Here is a 12,170-nt window from a genome sequence, read left to right on the forward strand (position 1 = left end):
ACCCTAAGATATTGATTTTTATGGGAATTTAGGTGGCGCGCCCAAGGGGACTCGAACCCCTGTTTTCGCCGTGAAAGGGCTGCGTGCAAGTTGCAAAAACGCATTTTCGCCTTATAAATCAACAATCTGCCATAACTGAAACGCGCAAAACGCGACAATCAATGGCCAGTATCACAAGCCAAACTTCGCCAGGATCCGGTCGCCGATCTGGATGATTCCCAGCGACAGCGCGACCGCGATTCCGAACCAGCCCCACGCAGCCCCAATGTCGGTCCACTCGAACGCGCCGACCGCTGCGGCGGTCGTCTCAAGCAGCTTCTCGGCCTTCTCCATTTCGCTTCCCCTTCTTCTTCTCGATCGACTTCGCGAGGTACTCGGCCGAGTGGTGGCCGTAGACCCGTTCGACAGTCGGCACCGTGTCGCCGAGCAGGCGCGCCACGTCGTAGATCGACACCCCGTCCATGAGGAGATGCGTCGCGCGGGTGTGACGCAGAATGTGCGGGCTCGCCTTGATGCCGAGGCTCGCGCACAGCTTCACGAAAGGGCGATAGAGCGAAGTCGGGGTGCCGAGCACCCAATCGGTCGCCCTCTTCTCTGCGACGTGCTCCTGGTGCAGACGCTCCAGTGTCGGCCGTAGCTCTGCATCAATAGGCACGATGGGGCGCCGCTTCTTGGTCTTCCGCTCGCCCACCTTGGCCAGATGGATCTTGCCCTCGGCGAGCCTCACCTGCGACCATTGGAGCGTCTCGACGGCGCGCTTGCGGCTGGCCGTGTAGTAGGCGATCTCGATGAAGTCGGCGAGCCGACCAGTGGCTGCGGCGCGCAGCATCGCCAGCTCCGCATGCGTCAGCCACGGGGCCTCCCGCTCTCCTCTGTGTCGCGACGATCGGACGGGTATTCGAATTGCGGGAGCTGGTCGACGGTGATGCCGGTAAGCCGCTTCCATTTGATGGCGTGCTCGACCGCCGCATGCAGAGTTACCAGCTCGCGCCGAATGGTGCTGTCGCTGCCCTTCTTGTTCTTGCGCCGCTTGCCGCCGCCGATCGTCCCTGCCCGGCGGCCGCCGTGTAGGCCCGGCACTTCGGGATGTCGATGTCCGTCACGAGGTCTTCCTTGAAGAAGGCCTTGAGGTGACGGATGGCATTCTCCTGGCGGGTCGGGTCGGCGACGTTCGGCCGCCCCCGGTCGTCCAGCGCGTTGACGTGCTCGCGCCAATAGTCGTCGAGTGCCTGCTTGATCGTCAGGCCAGCATTTCCTCGACGCTCGGCAGCGGGGCGCAGGACGTCTTGCCCTTCCGCGAGGAAGGCAGCGAAGCGAGTTTGCGCTTCGTCCGGGTCGCGCGTGCGAAGGCTGAGGCGCTCAACTGACGTCCGCTTCCGGCCGGCAGCATCGACGCTGCTGACGCTCCAGAGGACGTAGTAGACACCGCCCCTGGTGTCGACCCAGGGGAGATCCCGTTTCGCTCTAGACATTTGGATTTCAGCTCCTCAACGGTCTCGGGCGAGTATCGAGCGTGGCCGCCGAGGGTGATGGAATCCGGCACGAGGGCACCCCTGCGGACCCACGACTGCACCGTGCGAGTGTCAACCCCGAGCGCGGCGGCGACGTCCTTACTTGTCAGTAGGCTCATCCGACTCTTTCACCTTTCGAATGATCTCCAGCGCCGTCTCCCACGGCACCGTGCTGTTGACGCGCAACCAAACGCGACCGTCGCCGAGATCTTGCATCGACACCGGCGAGGCTTTGGTGTTGACCGACGCGACGCCGCGGGCCGGGATAAGATCGGCCGGGTTGACACCGAGCGTCTTCGCCAGCGCGTGCAGATGCTCGGTGCGCGGCAGGGTCACTGCGCGCTCGTAGGCTGAGATGTTGCTGCGGTTGAAGTCGGTTCCCGCCGTCATGTGCTTGGACGCATGACGGGCAAGCTCCGACTGGTTCCATCCCTTGGCGCTGCGAAGCGCCTGGAGGCGCCGAGCGAACTCCTTACGCGCATCCAGGGACGATACCCCCTCGGACGGTTCACTCGTCGGGGGCGGGTTTATGTAGTGTTTGGCCATCCTCTCCTCGTGCGGAAATGTCAAAAATCGCGTTTTCGCGACAAACGCGAATATAGACATTAACGCGCACGGGCACAACTGAGCCGCTCAACCGAAGGGGCCGAGCCTCGCAAGTTCGGCCAGCGCCATCTCCGCCTTCTTCGGATCGAGGTAAGCGCCTGATCCCAAATCCTTTTGCAGATACGCGTTGCGCAGGAAGAAGCCGAGGTTCTCCTGCGGCGCGGGCGTCGATTCGGGCGCGTATCCGCTTGCGGATGTCGGGAATTGAGAATTATGTGCGAAAACTGCAACAGGAGCGCTACCCGGAATCTCGCGGCGGGAGCCTATCGGCTCGACATGCCACGGCTCATGAGCCATCGGGAAGTGCAGGCCGAAGCGATTGGCGTTCTGGTGGACCCACTGCCGAACCTCGTCGTAGATCGGCGTCCCCTTCTGGCCGTAGCCGAGGTCGACCGCCATGCCGAAGTTGTGCCGGCTGCGGCCGGGCGGTGCGACCCACTTCCGCGCCGCCTGCTCCGAGCCGTACTTGGCGAGCGCCTGGTCAAAGAGCTGCGCCTGGCGCTCGGGGCTTCGATAGCCGCTGTTGATGCGGAGGTTCTGCCGGACAATGTCCGGCGCCTCGGCGAGCAATCCCGTGAGGCCGCGCATCAGCGCCTCTTGCAGCCGGAGGTGGCTGACGTCCTGCCCAGGAGCGAGGAAGTTGGCGAGGTCGATGTTGGCCACGGTCTACCTCCTCACCGGCACGCGTCGAGCTTCTGGTAGTGGCGGTCGAGATCGATCACCCACGCCGCCGCGCTCGGATCCGTGCGGCCAGCGCTCTCCAGAGCGTCGACCACCGCGGAGGGCGGGCCGGCAAGCGGCGGGCACTCAACGCTTCGACCTGTCGCGCAGGCGGCCAAGGGAAGCGTCAAAATCAACACGCTCGCGATCAACCTCATCCCACTTCTCCCGCATCGCATCCGTCTTCTCGCGCTGCGCGAGGCGCTCCTTGTAGGCGCCGGCCCGACGCGCCTCGACCACAATGGTGACGAGCAGCGCGACAGCGATTCCGATCCAGATGGCGAAGTCCTTCGCCTTGCCCCACAACCACGCCAGCGCCGCCGTCATGCCGCCCTCACCCGCTTCCTGATGAAGAACCAGAGCCCGACGCCGAAGCTCGCAACGATGACGACCGCAAGCGCCCACTGCACCGGCCCGCTGCCGGCGAAGAGCGCGCCAAGGGTCGACAGGATGCCGGCGCCCCACGACACCGTCTCCTTGTCCACGACCGGCGGCTTGTCGGGCTGCGGCTCGACGGTGTTCGAGCAGACGAACGAGCCCTTGGCCCACAACCCGGCCTCGGCCGCCCGGCGGTTGACGAGCCCCTGCACGCGCTGCCCCTTGACGTGCACCCACCGGGCCAGCTCGCCCGGCACGGCGTCGTGCTGCCCGGCATTGAGCTTCCTGAGCAGGGTCGACTTCTCGAAAGCCCCGACGCCGATATTGAAGACGAAGGACACCAGAACGGCGAACTGGTTGTCGGTGAGAGGCACCTTCACCAGGCGCTCGACGGCGGCCTCGGCCTCGCGCAGGTCGTGCACGAGCATCTCCTCGGCCATCGCCTCCGTGATAGTGAGCCCCTCGCGAACGGTGAGCTTCTCGTCCGACGTGTGGCCGTAGCCGATCGTCCAGATACCGCCCGAATCCCGATAGGCCCGCAGCCGCAGGCCTCCCACTGTTTGATGAGCCGGAGCCCTTCCGCATTGACCCTACGTGCCATCCTCAATCCTCTTCGTTGGTGGCACGGGCGGCGCTGGCGGTGGCGAGAAGGCGTTGCAGGCGGCCGTTGGCCGCCGGGGCGTCGAAGTTCCGCACGTCCTTGCGGAGCAGGTAGACGGCCACATCAGGGTCGGTGGCCATCATGAGCTTGAGGGCGTTGACGCTCTCCTCGTTGGTCGGGATGTTCGACAGGAGCAGCCGCGCCTTTTTCATGATGCTGCCGCCCTGGAGGGCGCCGTAGCGGATGCGCACGGCCATTTCGAGCGGCCGGAGGAAGTTCCCGAAGCGCTCGCCCGTCTGCGAGCCGGGGAGCGCCTGCTTGCCCATGGTCGTGAAGCTCTTGAGCAGGCTGTGCGCCTGCTGGAGCGCGTTCATCTGCTCCGGCGTCAGCACCTCGGCCAGCGCTGCGCGGTTCTTCTCGAAGTTCCGCGTGAGCTGCGCGTAGGTGGTCGCGAACTCGTCCGGCTTGAGCGCATCCGGCTTGGTGGTCGTGACACGCTCAAGCATCTCGTCGGCCACCGCCGCCCGGAAGCCACGGAGCGCCTTCTCGTTGCGGCCGAGGAGCTTGACGGCCTCGCGCATCCTCCCAACCGGGTCGTCGCTGTCGTTAAGGATGGCGCGCGCGGCACGCTGCGGATCCTTGTCCATCAGGATGCCGGCGGCGCTCCGATCGAGGTCGCGCTGCGTTGCGCCGAGCTGGCGCTCGGCCTGCCGGAGGCGGTCGAGCTGCTCCGTCGAGAGCTGGTCGCCGCGGCGCGCCCGCGCGATGATGCTGTTGACCTCCCGCTGCGCGGCCGGGAACTCGCGCAGCACCGAGGCATTACGCGAAGCCCAATTCGACACGGCCTGCCAGTTGAGACGGTTGCTGCCGGACAGGGCGATGTTCGCCACCTCGCCGAGCAGGTAATCCGTCGCGGCGCCCTCCCCCCGCTCGCTGATGACGCGCCGGAGCGACGCGACCTTCTCGGGGCCGCTGCCGAGGAAGCGCGACGCGGTCTGCGACGGCGGCGGTTCGCGCCCCCGATCAATCTCGCGCGTGAACTTCGCCATCTCGTCGGTCGGAGTCGGCCGGTAGCGGCCGGCGAACTCGCGGTACGTTTGGTTGGCCTCGGCGTAGCCGGGCGCCTCCTCGATGGTCCGGTTGATGGCGCCGCGCAGATCGCGGATGCCATCGGCCAGCTTGAAGTTGCCCCGCGTGCGCGCAACCTCCTCGGCAGTGCTGAGCGTCTTACGCAGCTCGGCCAAGTCGCCACCTGCTGCCGTGCCGGGACCGCCGACATTCACCTCCTCTACGCGGGTGATCGGCCGGCCGCTCTCATCGAGGACCGGGCTTGTAACCGTCCGCTGTCGAATGTCCGGTGCGAGAGCCTCCAGCCGCTCGACGAAATCGCCGGGAAGTTCCTCACGTTGGCGGGGATTGAGCGCATTGACACGCTCCCGCACGCGCTGCGCAGCGGCAGTCACGCTGTCGGCTGGGAGTTGCTCAACGCGCCCCGGCGCCTCGTCGAACTGGCGGTTCTTCTCGGCGCGCGCGGCGGTGTAGTCCTCGACGACCGACTGGTGCAGCCGGCCGCTGGCCTCATCGCGGGCCGCGCGCGAGGCCAGCGGCACCTGCGCACCGCGGTCGGCGGCCTGCGCCGTCTCGACTTCCCGCAGCCGGCCGCGCTCGCGGTCCACCTCCCGTTGTGCCTGGTCGAGACGCGTCTCGCCATAGCGCTGTGCATACTCCCGCGCGGCCTGCGGGTCGGCCGTCTCGTCGCGGATGGAGCGCACACGCTCGCTCGCGGCGCCCGAGACCGTGTCATCCCTGTTGATGAAGGGCGCGCGATTCGTGACGCGCTGCTGCCCTTCCAGGCCGGCCAATCCGACGTTGTCGGCGATGAGCCCGGTTGTCGGCACCGGCAGGCCGGCAGCGCGGAACTCGTTTGCCCGATCCTCGATCGTCTGCGCGGCGCGCTCCGGCGCTGCACCAGCCTGGCGCATCGGGAGCCCCTGCCGGCTGGCGTCCTGCACCTCGCGCGCCACCTGCTCGACGTCGGCCCGGTTGAACGACTGGCCGGTGAACGGATCGGGCGCGAGGTTCGTGTCAGTCGACCGGCGCAATGCCGCAGTCCGTGCGGCGCTGCCGAGGCCGCCTACGCCCTCGGTGAGGCCGACTCCGCCAACGGCACCGACGAACGGCGCGAGGATCTGAACAATACCCTTCAACCACGGCGGGGCATCCTGAACTGTCTCGCTGCGCTCCACCTGGCCGGCGGCGGTCTGCGCACCGGCGCCCCCCGCGATGTCGCCGACGATCGTCCGGGCCGGACTCGAGACGTAGGGTTCGATCAGCCGCTCGGCCGCCGGGGGCGCGATGCGCTGACCGCCTTCCCGCGCCGCCACGAGGGTGGGCGCCGCGCGGGCGAGCGGCGCGGCGGTCGCCGCCGCGGCGGTGCCGCCTCGGGCCGCATCGTACAGGACACGCTGACCGGCCGGCATCTCCTGCGGGTCCACCAAGTCTATGCCCGCGCTCTCGACAAGCTGCGACGCCCTGTCGGCGATGGCGTTCGACCCGATCGGGCTCGGGCCAAAGCGGAAGTCCACGCTGCCACCGAACGGCCGGGCTGCGAGGTCCGCGCCGCCGAGCAGGATGTTGGCTGCGAAATTCGACAGGTCCGGCAGTGCGCCCGCCGCGTCGGCGAGGCCACGGCCGACCGCCTGCGTGCCGAACAGAAGCGACTTGGCCGCGCCCGGCGGCTCAATGGGAGCCTGCGCCGCCGCAGGCGGGGGCACCTGGTCCTGCCAGTTGACCTGCGAGTCGCCGAGGGAGATCGGCGGCGCGGGCTGAGCGCCCGGCGCCGGTTGCGGCGCAGCCGCCGGGGCCTGCGCCACGGGCGTGCCGCTCTGTTGCGGGCCGCCGAAGGCGCGCCGCATGGCGTCGGTGATCACGTCGTCCGGCGTGCCATCGGGAAACTCGACGATGCTGCCGTCAGGGGCCTCGATCTCGATCATTCGATCTGCCCCGTTGCCGGGTTGTAGCGGCGACGGCGCGGCTGATCGCCGGCCGGCGCCGGGGTTGTGCCGACCGTGGGGTCGCCTGCGGGTGCCGCACCGGCCGAGGCGCCGGCTCCGCCGGACAGCGCCCGCTGCGCCGCATCACGACTGGACGTGACCAGGTCGAGGATCGTGCGGATCTTGTTCTCGTAGGTGGTCGGGCCGGTGAGCCAGCTCGACGGCGAGCCGACCATCTGAATGACACGCTGGATGTCTTGGTCGCTGGCGCCCCGCCCGGACTGCCCGAGGGCCTCGGCAACCTTGTAGACGAGGAAGCCGTTGAGCGTCTCGATGCTGTTGAGGTTCGGGTTGAACAGTTCGGGGAGCAGCGTCTGCGCCTGCGGGCCGAGCGTCTGCACGAGATCCTGGCGCGCCCGGTCGATCTCCCCGACGAGCTGCTGTTGCCCCCCGAACACCGTCGCCACCGAGCCGAAGACGTCGGTCGCGTCCTGCAATAGGCGGCGCGTGTTGCCGGTCGGGCCGACCACCGCGGGGTCTTTTGCGAGAATGCCGAGGATCTGGTTGCCGACCTCCAGCGCCGAGTTCGCGTTGATGACGCGCGTCTGGAGGTCGCCCTGCACGTTCGGCCGCAGCCCGACGTCGTTCGCGGTGCCCTGCGCGTTGGCGATATAGCCGCCGGCCGGCAGCGGCTGGCCGCTGCGCGCGTCGGTGACGCCGTCGTAAGTGATGAAGCTTTGGCCCCCGGCGACGTAGTTCCGCGGCGTCGGCTGCGTCTTGCTCTCCGCGCCAAGGATGCGCTGCTCGGCCGGCGGCAGCGCGCCGACGTTGCCGAAGTTCTGCGCGAGGAAGCCGCCCCGCACGTTGGACTCGGCCGCGAGCGGCATCTGCCCGATAGCGTCCTGCGTCCGAGCAATGCGCGGCCCTTCCGGCGTCATGATCTCGGTCGGCTTGTTGTTCAGCTCGAATTGCGCTCGCGCCATCGCGGCGTCGTTGGCCAACCGCTGCTTCTGGATCTCGGTCGCCTGCCCCTGCGCGAAGCCGGTCGGCGTGCTGCTCCAGGCGCCTCCCGCACCGAGGAAGGCGCGCGACCGCATCAGGTCGTCAACGTCGGGGGCCACCGCCGTGACGCCGCGAATGGCGTCGCCGACGTGCTGCGGGTTGATGCCGCCGCGCAGTGCGGTTCCGTAAAGGTCGGCCACGCTGCCGCCGGGCTTGAAGCCGGACATGAGCGTGCCGAGGGCCGCCGCGGCCTCGTTCTCGCGCATCAGCTTCTCGGCCGTACCGCGCTTCGCGGCCACCGTGGCGTCGTCCGGCGCCGACATGAGCACCTTGAGCAGGCTGCTCATGGAATCAGCCACCGGCGAGAGGACACCGGGAATGCGCTGCGACGGCATCTGTTACCTCACCCGAACCAGCCGCGGCCGGCGCCGTAAGCGAAGAGCTGGCCGCCGGAGCGGAGCACGTCGCCGAAGCCGGACGGCTGCTTGAAGGCTGCGTTCCTTATGGACTCCATGCGGGTCGGGAAGAGGCTCGCCGACACGTTGGAGAAGTCGTTCACGGTGCTGATGCCGCGGGCGCCCTGCGTGAGGCCGAGGCTGTTCGACAGCATGGTTCCTTCGCTGCCGAGGAGCTTTCCGAGGCGCGTCGCATCCGCCTTGCTGCGGTCCATGGCCTTCGTCATGGCGTCGGCAAGGGTCTGCCCGACGATGGTCGGCGCCGAACCGGAGATCGGCGGCGTGTAGTTCGGCGCGTTGGATTCCAGGTTGTCGACGAGCGCCTGCGTGCGCTTGTCGGTCTCGCCCTGCTGCGTCGCCTGCTGCTGTTCCGGCGTGAAGCGCTGCATCGTGTTGCCGAAGATGTCGGCCGCTTCCTGCTGGAACTTGCGCTGCTTCTGTATCTCCTGGTCCGTCGCGGCGAGGCGCGCCATCGCGTCACGCTGGCGCGCGCTGTTCTGCTCGCGAGCCGACATGACGGTGCCCGCGCCGCTGAGGGCCGCGGAGGCGAGCAGCGGGAGGACGATCTCCATTCCCATGGCTCATCACCCTCGCACGTAGCTCGAAGACGACCCCGACGCAGATCCGGGCGAGAAGCCCCCGCCGCCGAAGCCCTTCATGTTGTTCTGGTTCTTGCCGCCCTGATACGCCGCGTAGTTGCTGAGGAACGAGCCGAAGAGGTCGCCGATCGGCGACGTGGCCAGCGGCGTGTTGAGCGAGCCGACACTGGCGAGCGCCCGTGCGGAGGCCAGCGACGGGTCAGCCGCGGACGTGTTCAGGCCGTAGAGGTCCGACTTCGACTGCTCGATCGCCCCTCGACGCTCGTCGACGAGCCCCTGCGCCGAGCGCCCGAGGCTCGTGCGCTGCGTGTTGAGCGCCTCTTGCAGGTCGGCAAGCGCCTTCGCCCCCGCCGTGCTCTCAAGGCCGCCCGACTCCGCCAGGCTGTAGATCAGCTTCTTGCGGGCTTCCTCGTACTGCTTGTCAATCTGCGGGTTGTAGTAATCGAGGTAGTCCTGCTGGAGCTTGCCGTAGTAGTCGTCGTTGAACTGCGAGAAATTCTGGTCGATCGTCGACTGCCCCTGCCGGATGCGATCCTGCCGGGCGCGCTCTTCCTCGTCCAGTTTCACGTTGCGGGCGATTTCGGCGTTACGCGCCGCCTTCCCACTGCCACCGAGGCCCATCCTGAGACTCCTTCATCGTCAGGACACGCGTCGGTGCGGCGATCTCCGACCTAGTACGGCCGCCCGATCGGGAACCTAGCACCGGCTGTCCATTTTGTCGAGGTTTCAATTTTGCAACTCACGCAGCCAGCGATAGACGTAGAAGTCCTCCCCGTTGCGGCCGTAACGGCTGAGGACGGCCTCGCGCTCGGCCCCGAGGAACCGGAGCCATCGGTGCGCGTCACGCCGGCCGGCGAACGACGTCGTCTCGAAGCGGTGGATCGGCATCTTCTTGAAGGCGAAGGGGATGACGCGGCGCGCCCATTTGGCGATCGGCACGCGCAACTTCGGCAGGTCGTCGGTGGCTACCAGGAAGATGAACGCCACGCCGGGATGTTTTTCGTAACCGCCGCCGATGGCCACCGGCGTGCCGTCGTCGAGATGAAAGGACCAGCCGGCCCCGAGCGGCGGTTGCAGGACGACCTCAAGCTCCGCCTGAAGCGCCTCCGCTCCGCTGGCATGCCGGAGCATGCCGATCTCCCCGCGGTCGGCGGCCCTCATGTTGGCGAGCACGAACCGGAGGGCCTCCGTGGTGAGCGGGCGCACCCTCACTTCGCGGGCTCCGCGTTCTTGAAGTAGAGGGCGAACGACGAGAGCGTCGCCGGGCCGGCCGAGCGGCATTCGAACTTCGGCGCGAATACAGCCGCACGCCCGTTGAGGGCGATGTTCGGCTCCGAATAGGTCGACCCTTCGAGCTGGCCAGCGAGAATCACCTGGCGTTCGTCGTTCGGGTTGATGCAGACCTCGACCTCCCACAAGCCTTCGCATGCGATGTCGAAACCGATGATGCCCTTGATCTGCCCGAGGTTCCGGGCCGAGAGGAACGGGAGCCAGGCCTGCACGACACCCTGCCCCTCGTCCGGGTAGGTGTCGCCGTTCAAGCCGCCGTAGAGATAGATCGTGTCGCCGCTGCGCGCGTAGAGCTGATTGTGGATGCGGGTGAAGTCACTGACGACAAAGCCGGGCTCGTACACGCTCCACGCACTGATGTTGTTCTGGCCGCCGCCGGGGAAGTAGCTGAGGACAAAGATGCGCTCGCCGACAGCGAGCCAGTACCGGCCGTCGATCGGCTCGATGACGGCCACCGCGCGGCGCGCCGTGTCGGAGGAGACGGCGTCGAGCCACTGGCGGACATAGGGGTCGATGGCGTTGCCGACGTCGGCGACGGCGGCGTTGTCAGTGGCCGCGCGGGCGCGCACCGACCGCAGACCCGTGTCGTTCAGGTAGAAGACGTCGTTGTTGCCGTAGGAGACAACGGAGTGCGGCGCCATGGTGCCGCTGTTCTCCAGCGTGTGGACGAACGAGTTCTGCGCCGGGTCGACGGCCAGCTCCCAAATCCTGATGCTGTTGCGGCTGAAGATGGCGGCCCGGCCGTTGTACTCGGCGACGCAGACGAGGTTGTCCTGCCCCTCGTTCTGGTTCGCGAGGTTGATGAAGCCGGCGTCGTTGTCCTCGGTCGTGTTAGCAGGATCCCACACGGACGGATTGTTGAGCATGCAATAGCGCAGCAGGCTCCGCGACGTGCTCCAGAGCCGCTGCTTGAACACCCAACAGGTCCGGCCCGTGCCGGCGGCGCGACCGGTTGCCCGGTACTCGACACCGTTGACCGTCAACGAGAACATGTCGACGGGCTCAAACGTGCCGCCGAGCGTGGCGGTCACGACCTGCCGGACGGGGTCCACATGCGTGACGCCGCCACCAAGGACCGGATCATGGCTGAGCTGGATGTTCGTCCCGTGGGTCACGGCCACGGGGAGACCGTTGGGCGCAGCACCGGTGCCGGGCGCCGCATGGATCGTAACGACCGCCCCGGCGACGGTCGCATCATAGCCCGTCTGCGCCGCCGCGCTCGTGATGACCTGCTGGAGGCGGATAGCCGTCGCCTCCCTGGTCGCCGTCCACGGCACGGGCTCCGACAGCAGCTCGACGCCGTCGACCGTCACCGACGTGACCGCGTTGTCGGTGTCGTTCACCCCGTCGATGATCTCGATCGCGGCCGATGCGCGGACTTCGGGCACCTCCGACACGTTCGGCTGCACCGTCGTGATGGTGACCGTCTGGTCGTCGGTGCTCCCCCGGTCGACGGCACTGCCCGAGACCGTGAACGGCACCCCCGGCACCCGCGCCTGGAGCGTGATCGTCTGGCCGGCCGACGCGACCTGGACGGCATCATCCGCCGACACCTTCTCGGCCAGGAGGCCGGCGAGCGCCGCGAAGTTGGTGTTGGCGTCCGCGATCACATCCCAATCAGCCACGCGCGCGCCGTCGTAGAAGTGATAGACGTTGCCGTCGTCGAACTCGGCGATCACATAGAACTTGCCGTCGAACGTCTGAACATCGAGCACCTCGACCATGTTCGCGCCGGTCGCCTCGCAGCGCTGATACTGGACGCCGATGGGCATTGCGCCGGCCAGGTCGAGGGATCCGAAAACGAAGAGCTGCGTGTAGACGGACGCCATCCCGAAGGTGCCGGGCGGCAAGGCGTAGAAGGGAACGAACTCCTTCCGGCGCTCGATGTCGCCGCCGCGGCTGATGTGCCCGTTGACGAGGAGCCAGAGCGTGCCCGGCACGCCGGCCTTGCGCGGCCTGCGGCGGTCTAGTCCGAGCTTGAAGTCTTCAACCGCGAGGTAGGCCACCGGGGCACC

The 12,170-nt window shown here is 67.7% G+C and carries 12 protein-coding genes and 2 pseudogenes; all 14 read right to left on the minus strand.

Going from position 1 to position 12,170, the window contains the following annotated elements:
• Positions 1–171 precede the first annotated feature (171 nt).
• Positions 172–333, minus strand: a complete 162-nt coding sequence (locus AL346_RS24895; RefSeq protein WP_019403040.1) for a hypothetical protein — start codon at positions 331–333, stop codon at positions 172–174.
• A complete protein-coding gene (locus AL346_RS00005) occupies positions 308–946 on the minus strand; it encodes a site-specific integrase (RefSeq protein ID WP_082312373.1) in 639 nt (212 codons plus the stop codon). Before AL346_RS00005 ends, AL346_RS24895 begins: the two co-directional genes overlap by 26 nt.
• Before the next feature lie 31 nt (positions 947–977).
• Positions 978–1,472: a hypothetical protein gene (locus AL346_RS25495; RefSeq protein ID WP_245303216.1), complete on the minus strand. Its 495-nt coding sequence runs from the start codon at positions 1,470–1,472 to the stop codon at positions 978–980.
• A gap of 62 nt (positions 1,473–1,534) precedes the next feature.
• Positions 1,535–1,630: pseudogene (locus AL346_RS25915) on the minus strand (helix-turn-helix domain-containing protein); the annotation flags it as partial.
• Positions 1,611–2,057 carry a helix-turn-helix domain-containing protein gene (locus tag AL346_RS24435; protein WP_157672257.1) on the minus strand — a complete coding sequence of 149 codons (447 nt, stop codon included), beginning with the start codon at positions 2,055–2,057 and terminating at the stop codon, positions 1,611–1,613. The gene AL346_RS24435 and the pseudogene AL346_RS25915, both read right to left, overlap by 20 nt.
• A gap of 87 nt (positions 2,058–2,144) precedes the next feature.
• On the minus strand, positions 2,145–2,780 hold the full coding sequence (locus AL346_RS00025; protein ID WP_019403037.1) for a M15 family metallopeptidase: 636 nt from the start codon (positions 2,778–2,780) through the stop codon (positions 2,145–2,147).
• Positions 2,781–2,924: 144 nt separating this feature from the next.
• A complete protein-coding gene (locus tag AL346_RS00030; RefSeq protein ID WP_019403035.1) occupies positions 2,925–3,164 on the minus strand; it encodes a hypothetical protein in 240 nt (79 codons plus the stop codon).
• A pseudogene (locus AL346_RS00035) lies at positions 3,161–3,816 on the minus strand (lysozyme). Before AL346_RS00035 ends, AL346_RS00030 begins: the two are co-directional and overlap by 4 nt.
• A gap of 2 nt (positions 3,817–3,818) precedes the next feature.
• Complete coding sequence (locus AL346_RS00040) at positions 3,819–6,809, minus strand: hypothetical protein (RefSeq protein WP_020424491.1); 2,991 nt, start codon at positions 6,807–6,809, stop codon at positions 3,819–3,821.
• Positions 6,806–8,206 (minus strand): hypothetical protein, encoded by a 1,401-nt coding sequence (locus AL346_RS00045; RefSeq protein WP_019403033.1) that lies wholly within the window; start codon positions 8,204–8,206, stop codon positions 6,806–6,808. The genes AL346_RS00040 and AL346_RS00045 overlap by 4 nt, the downstream gene beginning before the upstream one ends.
• Positions 8,207–8,214: 8 nt before the next feature.
• Positions 8,215–8,838 (minus strand): hypothetical protein, encoded by a 624-nt coding sequence (locus AL346_RS00050; RefSeq protein WP_019403032.1) that lies wholly within the window; start codon positions 8,836–8,838, stop codon positions 8,215–8,217.
• Between the two features lie 12 nt (positions 8,839–8,850).
• Positions 8,851–9,486, minus strand: coding sequence for a hypothetical protein (locus AL346_RS00055; RefSeq protein WP_019403031.1), 636 nt, complete (start codon positions 9,484–9,486; stop codon positions 8,851–8,853).
• Between the two features lie 105 nt (positions 9,487–9,591).
• Positions 9,592–10,038, minus strand: a complete 447-nt coding sequence (locus AL346_RS00060) for a hypothetical protein (RefSeq protein ID WP_197286584.1) — start codon at positions 10,036–10,038, stop codon at positions 9,592–9,594.
• A gap of 35 nt (positions 10,039–10,073) precedes the next feature.
• Positions 10,074–12,161, minus strand: a complete 2,088-nt coding sequence (locus AL346_RS00065; RefSeq protein WP_019403029.1) for a hypothetical protein — start codon at positions 12,159–12,161, stop codon at positions 10,074–10,076.
• Between the last annotated feature and the right edge of the window lie 9 nt (positions 12,162–12,170).

Source organism: Chelatococcus sp. CO-6 (assembly GCF_001271345.1).
In the GTDB taxonomy this organism is placed as follows: Bacteria; Pseudomonadota; Alphaproteobacteria; order Rhizobiales; family Beijerinckiaceae; genus Chelatococcus_A; species Chelatococcus_A caeni.